This is a genomic window from Bacillus sp. L381, assembly GCF_030284525.1.
Taxonomy (GTDB): domain Bacteria; phylum Bacillota; class Bacilli; order Bacillales; family Bacillaceae; genus Bacillus; species Bacillus amyloliquefaciens.
This window is the reverse complement of the sequence record NZ_CP127224.1, coordinates 979213-995003: the sequence shown is the minus strand read 5'-3', so window position 1 is coordinate 995003 and position 15791 is coordinate 979213. Positions and strand designations below refer to the sequence as shown.

Annotated in this window: 20 protein-coding genes; 9 read left to right on the top strand and 11 right to left on the bottom strand. The window is 46.0% G+C overall.

Translation table 11 applies throughout. The annotated features are described in order from the left end of the window. Positions 1 to 376 precede the first annotated feature (376 nt). The 3 genes from QRX25_RS04960 to QRX25_RS04950 all read left to right on the top strand — a co-directional run bounded on the left by QRX25_RS04960 (position 377) and on the right by QRX25_RS04950 (position 2669). Entirely contained in the window at positions 377 to 814 is a 438-nt protein-coding gene (locus QRX25_RS04960) for an HIT family protein (RefSeq protein ID WP_007409220.1), read from the top strand. Between the two features lie 136 nt (positions 815 to 950). Continuing rightward, positions 951 to 2030, top strand: a complete 1080-nt coding sequence (gene serC / locus QRX25_RS04955) for a 3-phosphoserine/phosphohydroxythreonine transaminase (protein ID WP_065981081.1) — start codon at positions 951 to 953, stop codon at positions 2028 to 2030. 120 nt (positions 2031 to 2150) lie between these two features. Further along, entirely contained in the window at positions 2151 to 2669 is a 519-nt protein-coding gene (locus QRX25_RS04950) for a tryptophan transporter (RefSeq protein WP_065981080.1), read from the top strand. A 57-nt stretch (positions 2670 to 2726) separates the two neighbouring features. Here QRX25_RS04950 and yhzF read toward each other — a convergent pair whose 3' ends face one another. After that, complete coding sequence (gene yhzF, locus QRX25_RS04945) at positions 2727 to 2918, bottom strand: membrane protein YhzF (protein ID WP_007409223.1); 192 nt, start codon at positions 2916 to 2918, stop codon at positions 2727 to 2729. Between the two features lie 117 nt (positions 2919 to 3035). On the opposite strand from yhzF, the gene QRX25_RS04940 reads away from it, so the two are divergent. Continuing rightward, positions 3036 to 3392 (top strand): YtxH domain-containing protein, encoded by a 357-nt coding sequence (locus QRX25_RS04940; RefSeq protein WP_013351708.1) that lies wholly within the window; start codon positions 3036 to 3038, stop codon positions 3390 to 3392. 180 nt (positions 3393 to 3572) lie between these two features. Beyond that, on the top strand, positions 3573 to 4184 hold the full coding sequence (locus QRX25_RS04935; protein ID WP_014469997.1) for an HTH-type transcriptional regulator Hpr: 612 nt from the start codon (positions 3573 to 3575) through the stop codon (positions 4182 to 4184). On the opposite strand, the gene QRX25_RS04930 is transcribed toward QRX25_RS04935, so the two are convergent. Beyond that, positions 4181 to 4522 carry a YhaI family protein gene (locus QRX25_RS04930; protein ID WP_003155243.1) on the bottom strand — a complete coding sequence of 114 codons (342 nt, stop codon included), beginning with the start codon at positions 4520 to 4522 and terminating at the stop codon, positions 4181 to 4183. The genes QRX25_RS04935 and QRX25_RS04930 overlap by 4 nt on opposite strands. 210 nt (positions 4523 to 4732) lie before the next feature. Here QRX25_RS04930 and QRX25_RS04925 point away from each other — a divergent pair, with 210 nt between their 5' ends. Together QRX25_RS04925 and QRX25_RS04920 are read left to right on the top strand one after the other, a co-directional pair. Further along, the gene (locus tag QRX25_RS04925; RefSeq protein WP_065981079.1) at positions 4733 to 5263 is read left to right on the top strand and encodes a DUF3267 domain-containing protein; all 531 of its coding nucleotides are present in this window, start codon (positions 4733 to 4735) and stop codon (positions 5261 to 5263) included. A 60-nt stretch (positions 5264 to 5323) separates the two neighbouring features. Further along, positions 5324 to 5542 carry a hypothetical protein gene (locus QRX25_RS04920; RefSeq protein WP_003155245.1) on the top strand — a complete coding sequence of 73 codons (219 nt, stop codon included), beginning with the start codon at positions 5324 to 5326 and terminating at the stop codon, positions 5540 to 5542. A 56-nt stretch (positions 5543 to 5598) separates the two neighbouring features. Here QRX25_RS04920 and yhzE2 read toward each other — a convergent pair whose 3' ends face one another. Together yhzE2 and QRX25_RS04910 are read right to left on the bottom strand one after the other, a co-directional pair. After that, on the bottom strand, positions 5599 to 5685 hold the full coding sequence (gene yhzE2, locus QRX25_RS04915) for a sporulation protein YhzE2 (protein WP_013351705.1): 87 nt from the start codon (positions 5683 to 5685) through the stop codon (positions 5599 to 5601). A gap of 123 nt (positions 5686 to 5808) precedes the next feature. Continuing rightward, a complete protein-coding gene (locus QRX25_RS04910; RefSeq protein ID WP_016938346.1) occupies positions 5809 to 5895 on the bottom strand; it encodes a YjcZ family sporulation protein in 87 nt (28 codons plus the stop codon). 158 nt (positions 5896 to 6053) lie between these two features. Between QRX25_RS04910 and prsA the strand changes: the two genes are divergently transcribed. Continuing rightward, positions 6054 to 6911, top strand: a complete 858-nt coding sequence (gene prsA / locus QRX25_RS04905) for a peptidylprolyl isomerase PrsA (protein ID WP_045507298.1) — start codon at positions 6054 to 6056, stop codon at positions 6909 to 6911. Positions 6912 to 6949: 38 nt separating this feature from the next. On the opposite strand, the gene QRX25_RS04900 is transcribed toward prsA, so the two are convergent. The 6 genes from QRX25_RS04900 to QRX25_RS04875 all read right to left on the bottom strand — a co-directional run bounded on the left by QRX25_RS04900 (position 6950) and on the right by QRX25_RS04875 (position 14677). Beyond that, entirely contained in the window at positions 6950 to 7177 is a 228-nt protein-coding gene (locus tag QRX25_RS04900; RefSeq protein ID WP_065981078.1) for a sporulation YhaL family protein, read from the bottom strand. Between the two features lie 115 nt (positions 7178 to 7292). Further along, positions 7293 to 8237, bottom strand: coding sequence for a 3'-5' exoribonuclease YhaM (yhaM, locus tag QRX25_RS04895; protein WP_045507300.1), 945 nt, complete (start codon positions 8235 to 8237; stop codon positions 7293 to 7295). Positions 8238 to 8310: 73 nt separating this feature from the next. Beyond that, positions 8311 to 11196 carry an ATP-binding protein gene (locus QRX25_RS04890; protein ID WP_115997904.1) on the bottom strand — a complete coding sequence of 962 codons (2886 nt, stop codon included), beginning with the start codon at positions 11194 to 11196 and terminating at the stop codon, positions 8311 to 8313. After that, positions 11193 to 12416, bottom strand: a complete 1224-nt coding sequence (locus tag QRX25_RS04885; RefSeq protein WP_065981076.1) for a metallophosphoesterase family protein — start codon at positions 12414 to 12416, stop codon at positions 11193 to 11195. Before QRX25_RS04885 ends, QRX25_RS04890 begins: the two co-directional genes overlap by 4 nt. Before the next feature lie 112 nt (positions 12417 to 12528). After that, positions 12529 to 13788, bottom strand: a complete 1260-nt coding sequence (locus QRX25_RS04880) for an ABC transporter permease (RefSeq protein ID WP_065981075.1) — start codon at positions 13786 to 13788, stop codon at positions 12529 to 12531. Beyond that, positions 13781 to 14677, bottom strand: coding sequence for an ABC transporter ATP-binding protein (locus QRX25_RS04875; protein ID WP_115997903.1), 897 nt, complete (start codon positions 14675 to 14677; stop codon positions 13781 to 13783). The genes QRX25_RS04880 and QRX25_RS04875 overlap by 8 nt, the downstream gene beginning before the upstream one ends. A 105-nt stretch (positions 14678 to 14782) precedes the next feature. On the opposite strand from QRX25_RS04875, the gene QRX25_RS04870 reads away from it, so the two are divergent. Continuing rightward, positions 14783 to 14968: a YhzD family protein gene (locus QRX25_RS04870; protein WP_014469992.1), complete on the top strand. Its 186-nt coding sequence runs from the start codon at positions 14783 to 14785 to the stop codon at positions 14966 to 14968. 24 nt (positions 14969 to 14992) lie between these two features. Here QRX25_RS04870 and QRX25_RS04865 read toward each other — a convergent pair whose 3' ends face one another. Then, a complete protein-coding gene (locus QRX25_RS04865) occupies positions 14993 to 15760 on the bottom strand; it encodes an enoyl-CoA hydratase (RefSeq protein ID WP_065981072.1) in 768 nt (255 codons plus the stop codon). Positions 15761 to 15791: the final 31 nt, after the last annotated feature.

The following is a 15791-nucleotide window of genomic DNA, read 5'->3' as shown; positions in this document are numbered from 1 at the left end:
ATCATAATGCGTGTAGAAGGAAACAGCTTTAATCAACTGAAAATGAGGTGTTTATAAAAGACGTCTTAGAACAGTTGGATGAAAATCAACATGTCCTATGCTTACAATTTCTTCACACACTGCTTTGATGATGTTCTTCAATCATGATGAAATAATCAAACGAGGTGTTTGTCCCAGGAATGATTAAGCAGACCCATAAGTCTTCATTTTAAAAACAAATGAGGTGCTTACAAAAGGCATATTAAATTTTCTGTGATAAAGCTCGTACTTCTGCATCAGGATGAACGCTCAGCCGTTCATCCTGTTTTTTGTTTTGGCCGTTTTTGTGGTAGGATGAGAATATACATATATTTCTTTTCAGGGAGGAAACCCATCTATGCACAAAGCGGACGATTGTATTTTCTGCAAAATCATTGCCGGTGACATTCCGTCTTCAAAAGTATACGAAAATGAACACGTCGTGGCGTTTCTTGATATCAGCCAGGTCACAAAAGGCCACACGCTCGTGATTCCGAAAACACATATTGAAAACGTGTACGAGTTTACGCCTGAGCTTTCTAAAGAATATTTTGAAGCGGTGCCGAAAATCGCGCGCGCCATCCGGGATGAATTCGAGCCGATCGGGCTGAATATTCTCAATAACAACGGTGAAAAAGCGGGCCAATCGGTGTTCCATTTTCACATGCACATCATTCCGCGTTACGGAAAAGGCGACGGCTTCGGAGCGGTCTGGAAGACACATGCCGAAGACTATACGCCTGACGATCTTCAGGAAATCGCTTCAACCGTCAGAAAACGGCTTGCCTCATCTTAAGGATGAGGTTTTTTTGCGTCTGAACATATATAAAACATAAAATTATATTTTTTTATATCAAAAAAATCAAAAAATTGTGATAGGATAATTGTATTATTTCTTACACTAAAGCGGAAAACAGGGAGAGATCGTAAACATGGAACGTACAACGAATTTCAATGCAGGACCCGCAGCCCTTCCACTGGATGTGCTGCAAAAAGCACAGAAAGAATTTGTCGACTTCAATGACACCGGCATGTCCGTCATGGAACTGTCCCACCGGAGCGCGGAATATGATGCGGTGCATCAAAAAGCCAAAACCCTTCTGAAAGAACTGATGGATATTCCCGACGATTATGATATTTTATTTCTTCAAGGCGGAGCAAGCCTTCAATTCTCAATGCTTCCGATGAACTTTTTAACACCGGAGAAGACGGCGCACTTCATCGTGACGGGCGCATGGTCTGAAAAAGCCCTCGCCGAGGCGAAACTGTTCGGGAACACATCCGTCACGGCAACTAGCGCAGATTCAAACCACAACCATATACCGGAAGCGGACCTCTCAGGGATCAAAGACGGCGCCTACTTGCATATTACGTCCAACAACACGATTTTCGGAACGCAATGGAAAGAATTCCCGAACTCACCCATCCCGCTCGTAGCCGACATGTCAAGCGACATCCTGAGCAGAAAAATTGATGTCAGCTCGTTTGATGTCATCTACGGCGGAGCCCAGAAAAACCTCGGGCCGTCCGGCGTTACGGTCGTCATCATGAAAAAATCCTGGCTTGAAAAAGAAAATACAAACGTTCCTAAAATTTTGAAATACTCCACCCACACAAAAGCCGATTCACTGTATAATACACCGCCTACATTTGCGATTTATATGCTGAGCCTCGTCCTTGAATGGCTGGCTGAAAACGGCGGTGTCGAAGCGGCTGAAAGGCGCAATCAGGAAAAGGCGGATGTCCTGTACGGCACAATCGATGCGAGCGGCGGATTTTACGCGGGCCATGCCGAAAAAAACAGCCGTTCTCACATGAATGTCACGTTCACTCTCCGCGACAGCAGTCTGACGAAAAAATTCGTTGAAGAAGCGAAAGCGGCTAAAATGACCGGACTCGGCGGCCACCGCTCAGTCGGAGGCTGCAGGGCGTCTGTTTACAACGCCGTCAGCCTGGCTGATTGTGAAAAACTGGCTCAGTTTATGAGAAAGTTCCAGCAGGAAAACGAATAAATTTCTTCTAACATAACGGTTCCTTTGATATACTGTTTGCATATCAATTTTTCCGGCCATCGCAATAAATGACGAGCATATTATTGGATGGCGAAAAAGCTTAGCAGAGGAGAGCTTAGTATGAAAACAAAAGAATTAGTCATTATGGCCCTGTTTGCGGCAATCGGAGCGGTGCTTCACTCCATTATGCCGCCGGTATTATTCGGAATGAAACCCGATATGATGCTTGTGATGATGTTTATGGGCATTCTGTTATTTCCCCGTGTGCAGAACGTGCTGATGATCGGAATTGTAACGGGAATCATTTCCGCACTCACGACATCTTTTCCGGGCGGACAGCTTCCGAATATCATTGAAAAACCGGTAACGGCGTTTCTGTTTCTCGCGCTGGCGCTTTTGATAAAAAAGAGCGTGAAAACAGCGGCGGCTGCCGTCATTACGATAGCCGGCACTTTCATCTCCGGTGTGATCTTTCTGGCGCTGGCCCTTCTGATTGTCGGTCTGCCGGGCGGATTCACCGCATTGGTGCTCGCGGTCGTCCTTCCGGCGGCTGCGCTGAATGCGATCGCCATTGTCATTATGTATCCGATTGTGCAGACGATCTTAAAACGGTCCAATATGGTTGAAACGGTGAAATAACCGCATACCGAAACCTCTTCCGGCCGGAAGAGGTTTTTTAATGTGTTACAGCATGTTTTATACGAGAAGTTTTGTGAAAAAGATAAGGAACAATGCGAGGGCGGTTCCTGCTGAGCAGACAATGGCCTTTTGGCGGACGACCCGCTTCGGCGGATAAGAAGCGGCCTGACCGAGCAGTTTAAGGTAGTAAACGGCGCCCGCCGCGAAGACAAGAGCCATACAAGATAAAACAATCATGAAGACAGACAACCTTCTCCCTCCTTTTCCCTTAAAAAATATGCTAAAATAAAGCAAGCTATGTATAGAAGTTTATTCTTCTGAACAAAAATGATAAAAGTGACGAGAAAAAAAACGGGGTGATTTCAAATGGCTGACGGACGTTCCCTTTTAAAAGGCCTTTTCGTAGGCGGATTGATCGGAGGCGCGGCGGTTTTGCTTTCGGCTCCTTCATCCGGAAAAGAGCTGCGGGGCAAAATCAAAGCGAATTGCAATTCAATTGAGGACACAATCAGACGGTTAAAAAGAGACGGAATGGCTCTTAAGGACCAGCTTGTCCAAACGGCGAAAGAAAGCGCCGAAGTCATTAAAGACGTAGGCGGAGAGCTTCAGACAAGCATTAAAAGGTGGCAGGAGGAAATCAAGCCGCACCAGCAGGATCTCCAAAAGGAAATCGCTGATATTGAAGAGAAAATCAGACAGCTGGAGAAAACCTTACAAAACTAATATCCTATACAACCAAAAAAAAGTGCGGACATATTGCGTTCCGCACTTTTTTTGCGTGTTTAAAACCTTTCACAGCAACGGATTAAGAATTTATTATAAAATTCTTAAATTTTCATCTTTATTAATCTTTATTTTATTGGCATAATAGAGGGAAAGAAAATGTGAAGCAGGTGATCTGTATTGAATCGTGTTGAACCGCCTTACGATCTAAAAGAAGCTTTAATCTATACCCAAAAAATGGCGCAGCTGTCCAAAGCGCTGTGGAAATCTATCGAAAAAGATTGGCAGAATTGGCTGAAACCGTACGACCTTAATATTAACGAGCATCATATATTATGGATTGCTTATCAGCTTAAAGGAGCTTCTATTTCAGAAATCGCCAAATTCGGCGTTATGCACGTATCAACTGCATTTAATTTTTCAAAAAAACTTGAAGAACGCGGGTATCTGAAATTTTCCAAGCGGCTGAATGACAAACGGAACACGTACATTCAGTTAACAGAAGAAGGGGAAAATGTATTCGAAAGCCTGCTTGAGGAGTTTGACCCGTCGAGAAACGCGGTGTTTAAAGGTTCACAGCCGCTCTACCATTTATTCGGGAAGTTTCCGGAGATTGAAGAATTAACCTGTGTCATCCGCCACATTTACGGCGAAGATTTTATGGAGATATTCGAGAAATCATTGACAAATATAAACAATGATTTTGAAAGTGAAGACGGAAGTCTGAAGAAAAAAACGGGCGAATCGGCTGTCCATGAAACGGCTGAAGAGCTGGAACCGATCAACAGTTAATCAAAGTGCTTCATAATCTCAATAAATTCTTCCATCAGCGCTGTATAAAGCCCCTGCTCATACAAAGCAAAAATCGTTTCATGAACATCTAATTTTTCGTTCAGCTGTCCCGCAAAAAGCGCAAGGAGTTTGTCGAACGTCACAAAGCCTTGCGCTTTTTGCGACTCCAGCTCGTCCTCCAATTCGCGGCAGATCCGCCCGACCTCTTCACCTTCCTCTTCGGTCAGCCCTTTTTCGATCATCATCGCATAAAAAGGGTACTTATCCATATCCACTGTTTTCACAAGCAATTGTATGTAATATTCTAACCGCCCGATACGCTGATCCATTGAATCCATCCGTTTCACTTCTTTCTATCTTTAATCTTATTTTAGCTGATAATGAATAGAGAAGAAAGCTTAAACCGTACATTTCCATGTTTCACCGCGCTCTTCTGTTCTTCCCTTTCCGGGTTTATTTTTTTCTTTAAAAAAGGATTGATTTTTTCTCCTGAAGAGAGTAAATTATTTTGAGATTGTATTCCATCTTTGTACGGAAGGATGACTCTGATGAATTGCTGGAAAACCATTAATCTGATCAAAGATTATGGTGCGGTTCGTTTATTATTGACTGCTGTAGGTTTTATGATCCTGTTTTTTATATGCAACTTCCTGGCATTCGGGCTGCTGCGTCCGAATATCAGTTTAAGTGACGGGCATGTATTTGCTTTTTGCGTTCTGCTCGTCGTTACTTTATTTGTACATAAAGTCATACATGTCCTGCCGATGATCTGTAAAAAAAGAAAAAAGGAAATGAAAATGTACTTTTTGCGGATGCCGACATGGAAAGGCATACCAAAAACAACAATGCTGATTTCAACGATCAGCCCGTTTTTATTCATTACGCCGGTATTATTTTATGCCGGGCTGGCATTTCCGAGACACGCCCATTACTTTTATATGATTTCGAGTATTCATGCGGGTTATTGCCTGCCTGATCTTCTGTTTGCGCTGCACCTGGTCAAAGCGCCCAAATCATGTCTGATTGACCAGGAATCCGATGGCTTTGATATTTTAGTAAAAAAAGTGCCGGAGTCTTGATGTCCCGCTGATTTTTCAGCTTACATTCTATCTTTTTCAATAAATATTTGGTAATGTAATATGGGAGCAGTTCAGAGAGAGGGGGAATCTCCCATCATTTTATTCTATTTTATCGTGGCTGCCCTGTTTATTCTTTATTTCATAAACAGGCTCACAAATACATTATGCCTTGTCAGAGAGATTCCTGAAGACCGGCAGGATAAGGTATTCCGTTTTATTAATGTATCTATTTTAATTTTACTGATCTCTTCGTTCGTCGAGATCTCCTTTACTGTGTAAACAGGCAAAAAAATATGGCCGCCGGCGGATTAACGCGGACAGCCATATTTTTTTTCTTAGTAAATCCAAGAAGCGCCGATGATGATCAATAAGATGAACAGAACAACCAACAATGCAAAACCGCCTGCAAATACTTCACCCATCTCCAAAAGCACCTCCTACAAAACGTTTTATTTTTCCAATTACATCATATGCAATTCACTTCAGAAACGATTAGGCGCTCGGGTAAGAAAATGGACCGCTTTAGAAAAAGCGATCCGGTTCGCTTAGCAAATGTAAGCTGCCCCTACGATAACAAGCAAAATGAACAGTACTACGAGCAGCGCAAAACCGTTTGAATATCCTCCGCCCATGGTTCATTACCTCCTTTTCATGATCAATATATTTGTATGTATCAGGAAAAAGTTTGACTAGACGAATGCCCTTTATTTAAAATCTTTTTACAGAAAGCCACAATATGTTATGATACGCATATGCAATTTAATTTGGATGATTAGGAGTGTTTAAAGGAATGAAGAAAATCGCGATAGCAGCTATTACGGCAACGAGCGTCCTCGCTCTCAGCGCATGCAGCAGCGGCGACAACGACGTGATTGCCAAGACAGATGCCGGCAATGTGACAAAAGGCGAGCTCTACACGAACATGAAAAAAACCGCGGGCGCAAGTGTGCTGACACAGCTCGTACAAGAAAAAGTATTAGCCAAAAAATACAAAGTATCGGATAAAGAAATTGATAACAAGCTGAAAGAGTACAAAACTCAGCTCGGCGACCAGTACAGCGCCCTTAAACAGCAGTACGGCGAAGATTACCTGAAAGATCAGGTGAAATACGAACTGCTTGCCCAAAAAGCGGCGAAAGACAACATCAAAGTGACTGACTCCGACACAAAAGAATATTACGACGGCTTAAAAGGTAAAATCCGTGCGAGCCACATCCTTGTTGCTGATAAAAAGACAGCTGACGAAGTGGAGAAAAAGCTGAAAAAAGGCGAGAAGTTTGAAACGCTTGCGAAAGAATACTCAACCGACAGCTCAAAAGACAACGGCGGCGACCTTGGCTGGTTCGATAAAAAATCAATGGATGAGACATTCAGCAAAGCTGCATTCGGCTTGAAAGTCGGACAAGTCAGCGATCCGGTCAAAACAAAATTCGGTTATCATATCATCAAAAAGACAGAAGAACGCGGCAAATATGATGACATGAAAAAAGAACTGAAAGAAGAAGTTCTTAAACAGAAGCTAAACGACAACTCAGCTGTACAGGCAGCGATTCAAAAAGTCATGAAGAAAGCTGACGTAAAAGTTGAAGACAAAGACTTAAAAGACACGTTTAACACTTCAACTTCAACATCTTCTGAATCTAAATAAAAAAACTGTGCGGGCTCTCGGCGAGCCGCACAGTTTTTTTATGCGATAGAATGATTGGAATTTTCTTCTGCATCCCCGCTTTTATTTGCGGGCGGCGCCATACGGCGCTCGCGTTCCTGCTCCATCCGTTCAATATACACTCTTCCTTCTTTTTCAATAAAAGACTGGTCAAGCTTTTCCTCTTCTTTAGCTGTCGTGAAAAGCTTATAAGCGCTGAAAATAATCCCGATAATGCAAAGGTATACCCACCAAGGAAAAAATAGCACGTTGTTTTCCTCCCTTTTTCACCCAGAGTCTTTATTCTAAGCTATGCTTGATAAAGACAAGTTATGAGAGCTGAACGTAAAAAAGACCGATCGCAGAGGATCGGCCTTTTTTATCTTATTGATGGAAAGTCGGTTTGTAGAAAGAGCGGTTTTCAAGCGCAAATACACGCTCTGTGTACTCGCCCGGTTTCACCCGTTCCAGTGCTCTATCCATCATGATCATTTTTGCATCCAGATTGTCAATGTAGTGCAGAATTTCCGCTTCTTTTACCATCGGCGGTTTCGGGCTTCCCCACTCCGCTTTTCCGTGATGGCTTAAAATCAAATGCTTCAGAATCAGGACTTCTTCAGCATCAATCTGAAGCTCTTCGGCTGCTTTTGAAAGCTCTGTCACCATGATTGAAATGTGTCCGAGCAGATTTCCTTCCACGGTGTACGTCGTGGAGACAGGGCCTGAAAGCTCTTTTACTTTGCCGAGATCATGCAAAATGACTCCCGCATACAGTAAATCCCGGTCAAGGGACGGATACAGATCGGCAATCGCTTTTGCCAAGTTCAGCATGGACACGACGTGATACGCGAGCCCTGAGACGAACTCATGGTGGTTTTTAGCCGCCGCCGGGTAATCCATAAAATCAGCGGCATATTTTTTGACCAAATGTCTTGTGATCCGCTGGATGTTTGGATTTTTCATTTCAAAAATATATTGCGTGACGGTCTCCATCATTTCATCTTTTGGAATCGGCGCCGTTTCCAGAAAATCATCAATGCTGACATTTTCATTCTCAGCGGCCGGCCGGATGTTTCTCAGTTTAAGCTGGTTTCGACCGCGATAATGATGGACATCTCCGATTACCTTCACGATCGTCTGCGCCGCGTACGTGACTTCATCAGTCGGTTTGGCATCCCACAGCTTCGCTTCGATATCCCCGGATTGGTCCTGCAGCATTAACGTCAGAAACGGTTTTCCGTTGCTTGCGATTCCTTTAGTCGAAGATTTAATCAGAAAGTATTGATCGACCTGCTCGCCGACCTCGTGCAGCATAATACCTTTTGCCATTCTATTAAAAGCTCCCTCCATATCTTACATAATACCAGTATAGCACATACCTCTTTTTTGAAAATAAACTCTTTTATGACAGGAGCCGCATGACTTGCCCGCTGTGAAATGAGCGGCTTACATGCTCATGGCAGGTGAAATAAAGAATCTGACGTCCGCCTTCTGAAAGCTGGTTCAGCACATCAAACAGCCGCTTCAGCCGCTCCCTGTCAAAATGAACAAAACTGTCATCAAGTAAAAACGGAAGTGATACCGCAGATTCCCGTTCTGACGCAAGGGCAAAACGGATCGCCGCATAAAGCTGCTCGCATGCCGCCTGTGACAGCTCGCTTGCAGAAAAAACCGTACCGTCTTTCTGCATGACCATAATGGAGTCATCAGCCTCAGAGAAATACAATTTCTGATAGCGTCCGTCCGTGAGCGGTCCGTATAATGAACCTGCGGTTTCCAACAGACGGGGAAGCGTCACTTTTTTATGCCGCTCCATTTTTTCTCTGATGATGTGTCTGACCGTCTGCAATGCGGCCCACTCTTTAGCTGTTTTTTTAACGCGTTCTTTCTGCATTTCTGTCTGCTGTTTTAAATCGGATACCAGCCCCGAGTACTCCAGCTGTTCTTGTTTCACCGTTAGTAAAGCGATCTGCTCACGGAGATTGGCGATTTTTTCCTCAAGTGTTTCTTTCTCTTGTTCTTTCTGAACGGCTGTATGTTCAAGTTCGGGCACTGTGCGGCTCATGTACGGCTCCAGCTGTGTTCCGCCTATGCCGGATAAGTGCGTTTTGATTTCGCGCAGCTCCCTCTCTGTTTCCCGGCGGCTTTCATTCAGCCTGGCGAGTTCACAAAAGTGTTCACGGTTTTTTGCCCCTGCGGCTGTAAAAAGCTGTTTGACCTGCTGTTCGTAGTAATGAACTTCTTCGTTTAATTCACGGATTTGCTCTTGTGCATGCAGCAGGTCCGTTTCGAGCGCCTGTTTTCGTTTTGCGTCTTCACGGGCCCGTTCCGCCTGCTGCAGCAAAAAGTGCAGCCTTTCTTTTACGGACAGCTCCCGGCCGTCTGAAGGACTCAGCTTTTTGACCCGTTCCTCAAACGCTCTTTGCAGTTTTTGCAGCCGGCCCGCTTCAATGGTCAGCTCATGCTTGGTAAGGATTTCTTTTTTGACATCTTTCATCACATGATATGCGTCGAGAAGATGAGACGGGCTGCCCGAAAACCCCAGTTCCTTCATAAAATGTTCCGCCTTTTTTTCAGAGGGCGCCATTTCGGCTTCCCATTCTTCATATTGGCGGATGACTCTTTCATATGCCGCTTCTTTCTGTTCAAGCACCGCTTGATCCGCAATCAGCTGCTGGCGGTGCTGGCCGTCACGCCATAGCTCTTCCTGCAGAAGATCAGCCGCTTCTTTTGAGATCGGGGACTTCTGCTTCTCGTGACCGGGCCGGCTTCTTTCTGACGGCGGCGCCTTTTGCATGCCAGTCAGCACGTACAGCATCAGAGCGCCGGTAAAAAGGGCGGCGGGCAGCCATTCCTTTAACATAACGAAAATCGCAATGAACAGAATACCCGCACCGACAAAGAGCTTTTTTTGTTTGGCGCGCTGTTTTTCCAGCTGCCGGAGATGAGCCTGCCATTCGTTTCCTTCAGTAACAGCCGTTTGTTTATATGCTTGTAAGGCGTCTTCTTTTTCTTTTCTGACAGCGGGATCCAAGACGTTTTCCGACGTCACGGCATGTTTTCGTTCGGCGTCTTCCAGCTCCAGCCGTGCTTGTTCAAATAGAGAGTCAAGCTGTGTTTTTCTTTCTCTTGCCTGTCCGGCGCTCTGCACGGCTTCTTGCAGCTGCCATTCATATTCATAATCGGTGTTCAGCGATAGAATGCCGTCTTCCTCATGTCTGCCGCCGAGCTGCTGTAATCCTGAAGAAACACGGGCTGATGTCTGCCGGATCTGTAATTGGATGGCGGCAAGCTGTTCGCCGCGTGATTCGTACATATGCTGCTCGCCGGAAAGCTCCTGCAGCTGCCGCTCTTTTTGTAACATGTCCTCATTTGGAGAGAGCAGGTCAGCCTGCCGTTTGATTTCAGCCGCTTTTGCCCGAAGCCCCTCAAGCCGGGCCGCTTTCGGATGGAGATGTGATTCGTATTTTTCGAGCTGATGCATTCCGTTCTTCGGGAATTGCTCCAATGCTTCCGGATATGAAGAAAGTTCGCTTTCCAGCGCTGTTTTTTTGTCCGCAAGCGGCTTTGCTTCTATCGCCGCTTTTACTGTTTTGATTTCTTCAGTTATATCTTTCAATTGCGCTTTGGCATCCTGCAAACAGCCGCCGGCGCTTTTTTTCTCTTCTAGGAGGCTGTGATAGCCCGCTTCCGCAGCTTCCGCCTGTTTCAGCTTGGCGCTGAGCCGCTTTAATGTATCCAATTCCTGATTTAAGCGGGGGTTCCGCCCGTTCGGCTTATACATTCTGTCAAGTTCTTTCGCCAGTCTGCCGTCAAGCTTCGCCGCCGCTTCAGACCCGAATAAGCTGGAAAACAGGAGAAACTCCCCGATTTTGTCTCGGTTAAAGGCTTGAATCTCCTGGAGTCCGAATACATCAAACGAATAGATCGCTTCGTACAGCGTGCGATCTGTATCGGAAAGCAGCTGTTTGAGCCATTCTCCATCCTTGATTTCGCCTGAAGCCGTATACACTCTGACTTTTTCGGCAGCCCCTTTTGTCCGTTCGATTTTGACAGCACCGTAATCGTCATGATTCAGTTCCACAACGCCGCCGTAAACCCCGCCGGTTTTCGGTTCGTATTTTTTTGATTTCGGGAAACCGAACAGCACGCTTTTGATAAAGGACATCAATGTCGTTTTGCCCGCTTCATTTAATCCGTAGATGACTTGTACGGGGGAATCCGACAGCTGAAAGCTTCGATTGGAAAATTTTCCATACTGGTAAATATAGAGCGCCGTTATTTTCATCGCTGAAGCTCCTTCAGCTGTCGCTTTAAAACGGCTTGGGCCTGCCGTTTAATGTCCAGCACCTCTTCATCTGTAAATGAAGTCATCTGCCGCCGGTATACGGGATGACGCTCTAGCGCTTCAAATACACCGCTCATGTCCGCGTATTGTTCTATGTCCTGAAGCAGCCCTTTAAAAAACGGATCGGGCGGCACGGTGTCTGTTTCATCCGTCCGATCCTCAATCGCAAGCGGCCAGACGAAACATTCCTCTTCGGCCTCTTCCTCCTGTAAAGCGGAAAGAAGCTCCTCTGCAATCCCTGCGGGCGCCTCCGTCCAAAAGCGGGGCGCCGCGCCGCGGAGCACCAGCCTGATACATGCCGGGCGGCCCTCCGCACGCAAGCCGGAGAACGTATCCGATGCGGCTTTCATAAGTGAAGTCATATGTTCAGCTCCGGAAATATCAAGGTCAATTTCCTCCCATAACACATCGTGCGCTTCTTTGAATTCCCAAGACATCTCACCGTTTGCCGCCCGGACGAGATAATATCCCTTAGGCCCGGTTTCTTTTAAATGGCGGGCTTGAATATTTCCGGGGTAAATGGCGGCGGGATGCTGAGCGGAAAGAACCTGCCGTTTATGAATGTGTCCGAGCGCCCAGTAATCCATGCCGCTTTTTTCAAGGTCTTCTTTCGTAAACGGGCAGTACGGATCATGTCCTTCCGCTCCTGATAACGTGCCGTGAAGCATGCCGATATGATAAGGAGCGCCGGTCATTTTCCGGTACCGGGCGGCTTGATTGGCCGTTACGCTTCTTTCCTGATAGCTGCATCCGTATATGCTTGCCGCAAGCTCTCCGTTTTTAAAGAAAGATTTTTCTTCCGGTGTATCCGAAGTGAATATATGTACATTTTCAGGCCATTCAATCGGTGTCCACTCACCGCCCAAATGATCATGATTGCCGAATATGACGAACACTTGAATATTCGCTTCCTGCAATCTGGTAAACTGTTTTCTCAAAAACAGCTGGGCTTTTAAACTTCTGTTGGCTTCGTCAAACAGATCCCCCGAAAGCAGCACGAAATCGACCCGCTCCCGGAGCGCTCCGTCCGTAAGACGGCGGACGCTGTGAAATGTGCTTTCTTTAATACGCGCATATACCGGTTCAGGCAGATGCGAAATGCCGTAAAACGGGCTGTCCAGATGCAGGTCAGCGGCATGAATAAACGTCAGATCAGCCATCTCGCCCTCCCCTTTCTGTAAGTTGAATTACCCTTTATTTTAGCATCGTTTTCATGCGAATGCACGTTCTGGATAATAAAAAAACAGCCCGGCTCTCCCGGGCTGTTTGGACTTATTTTTTGGAGATGCGCAGCGCTTGTTTGATCGCTTTGAATCCGCCGGCGTTTCCGTAAATCAAAACGCCGCCTTTGTAAATTTTCGCGCCGACCGCTGCAAAGATCACGATTGTGACCAGAGTCAGGGCGATTCCGGCCGCCGCCTGCCAAAACGGGATATCGAGCATCCCGACGCGTAAAAACATAATCATCGGCGTGAAAAACGGAATATAAGATGTAACGGTAATAAAACCCGCATCAGGATTGCTGAGGCCGAATATGGCGATCATAAAACCTGCCACGATTAAAAAAATCATCGGCTGAATCGTCTGCTGCACATCCTCTATCCGGCTGACAACACTGCCGAGAAACGCGGCAAGTGTCGCATAAAGAAAATAGCCGAGCAAATAGAAAATGACGGCATAGACAATCGTCGAAACGGGAACGTCCGTAAAATTGAGAAATGCACTGATCGGCGACGACTCATCATTTTGAGGATTCACCTTCAGTGAGAGATAACCCGCCGCAAGCAGCACCGCAAACTGCGTGATCCCTACGAGCGCGATACCGAACAGTTTGGCAAACATCTGCTGAATCGGCGGCATGCTTGAAATTAAAATTTCCATGACCCGTGACGATTTTTCCGTCGCCACTTCCATCGCAATCATGCTTGCGTACATGATGACTGAAAAATAGATGACAAACAGCATGATGTAGACAAGCCCCATCACCTGGCCGAGCTCTTCCTCGGATTTCGCCCCTTTTTCCAGCGCGTCTTTGCTGACTTCCGGCGGAGTGTAGAGGCTGCTGACTTTTTCTGCCGAAATGCCGAGCTTGGCGGTTTCGACAGCTGTTTTTGTCTGGGTTAAAGCCTGCTTGAGAAGTTTATACGCTGATTCATCAGAAATGGTCAGCGCCTTATAGGCTCCTGATATCGTGCCTTTTTGATCTTGCCTGAGGATAAACAGTCCGTCCCATTCCCCGTCTTTGACACGCTTTACGGCCTCTTTTTCGGACTCCTTCGTCTGCATCGCCTGCAAATCATTGTCTGTATCCGCCGCTTTAAGCTGTTTTGCAAACGCCGGGTACAGCCCGCCCGTTTCATCAATCACCGCGATTTGCTGCTTGCCGTCATCCGATTGGAACACGGAAATGATCGATTGCAGGTTGGTCACCGCTAATACTAATAAAACGGTAATGGCGGTCGAAATAATGAATGACTTTGTCGTAATTTTGTTTTTATATGTATGAAACAGCATAATCCAAAATTTATTCATAAACGGCCCCCACCTTTTCTATAAAAATATCATGCAGTGACGGCTCTTCCAATTCAAACTTCCGTATAAACCCTTTCCCTTGCAGCGCCTGAAAAATATCCTGAGACACCGGTTCATTCGCGACCTGCAGCCTGATCCCGTCATTTGTTTCCTTCCATTTCACGACGCCTTCATGCGTTTTTAAAAAGCTGAGATCCTCATCTGAATGAACGGTGATATTTTTTTTGCCGAAAGACCGCTTAATGTCTTTCAGATTGCCTTGAACGACAGGTTTTCCCTTCTGGAGAATGCACAGATTCTCGCAAAGCTCTTCCACATGCTCCATTCGATGGCTTGAAAAAACGATGGAAACGCCGCTGTTTTTTAAAGAAATAACCGCTTCTTTCAGCAGCTCGACATTCACCGGATCAAGACCGCTGAAAGGTTCATCGAGAATCAGCAGCTCAGGCTTATGCAGGACAGCGGAAATGAACTGGATTTTCTGCTGGTTTCCTTTTGACAGCTCTTCGACTTTCTTATTCTTGTAATCTGTAATGCCGAACCGCTCAAGCCATGTGATGAGCTCTTTTTCCGCATCCTTTTTTCTCATTCCTTTTAATCTCGCAAGATAGACAAGCTGGTCACTCACTTTCACTTTCGGATACAGTCCCCGCTCTTCCGGGAGATAGCCGATTTTTTCGCTGACAGAATAATTGACCGGCTTCCCTTTCCATCTGATATTTCCGTCAGTCAGGCTTAAAAGACCCAAAATCATCCGAAAGGTCGTCGTTTTTCCCGCGCCGTTTGCGCCGAGCAGCCCGAACATCTCCCTTTCAGGTATTTGCAGATTCAAATTATCAACAGCGGTAAAGCTGCCGAATGTTTTCGTCACGTGTTCAATTGTAAGCACGAATCCAACTCCTTCCGCTATCCATTATATACTAATAATGGGTAAAAATTAATGGAGGATTTTAAATTCTTTATCAGAATATCATTCTATAAAGGAGGTGACGTGATGGGACAATTCGTATTGACCGCATTCCACGCATCGGGAGAAACACTGCTGAATGAACGGATCGAAGCAGAAAATGAGGCGGAGGCGAAAGCCGCCGGAGAAGCTTTATTAAAGGAAAAAAAGCTTGAGAACAATACTCATCGCTTGGTGAATGAAGCCGGAAAGCTGATTTTATTTCACAGATAACAGAAGCTTTCCGGCTTCTGTTTTTTACCGGTTAAACTGCGGCGTCCGCTTTTCTAAAAAGGCGCGGATGCCCTCTTTATGATCATCCGTTTTTCTCATATTTTCCTGGGCCTTTCGTTCAAGAGACAAAACATCTTTTAACCGGCTGATATGGAGGCTTTGATAAATAACCTTCGTTTCAATCATTGCTGACAGCGGCGCATGCAGCAATCGGTCGATATACGGTTTTGCCCCCGCCGCAGGGTCACCGCTGAACAGCCCGTCCGCAAGCTTGAGCCCCACCGCTTTTTCAGCCGGCAATTTTTCACCGCTCCAGATCAGTTTTTTCGCTTCGATCTCGCCGACGCGTCTCATTAATAAGTAATGGCCTCCTCCGTCGGGAACCAGCCCGATGCCGATGAAATTCATCGCGAGGCGGGCGTTTTCTTCTGCGAGCACCACATCGGCGCACAGCGCAAAACTCAGCCCGAGCCCCGCCGCGGCCCCGTGAATGGCGGCTATCACAATCTTTTTCATATCATAGAGGGTCAGTGTAATGGATTCGATCATTTTCATGAGCCGTTCATATTCTCCTGAATCATGTTCCGACGTCATCATCTGAATATCACCGCCAGCGGAAAATCCCCTGCCTTCCCCCCTCAAAAGGACTATAAGCGCCTCACTGTCAGCTGCCATGACGCATGCATTCTCCAATTCCCGCAGCATTTGTTCATTCAGCGCATTATAACTGTCGGGCCGGTTCAGCACTATCTCTGCGATCTTTCCCTTTTCTTCATATCGAATATACTGCATGTTTACATCCCCCTTGTATCCGCTTACATAT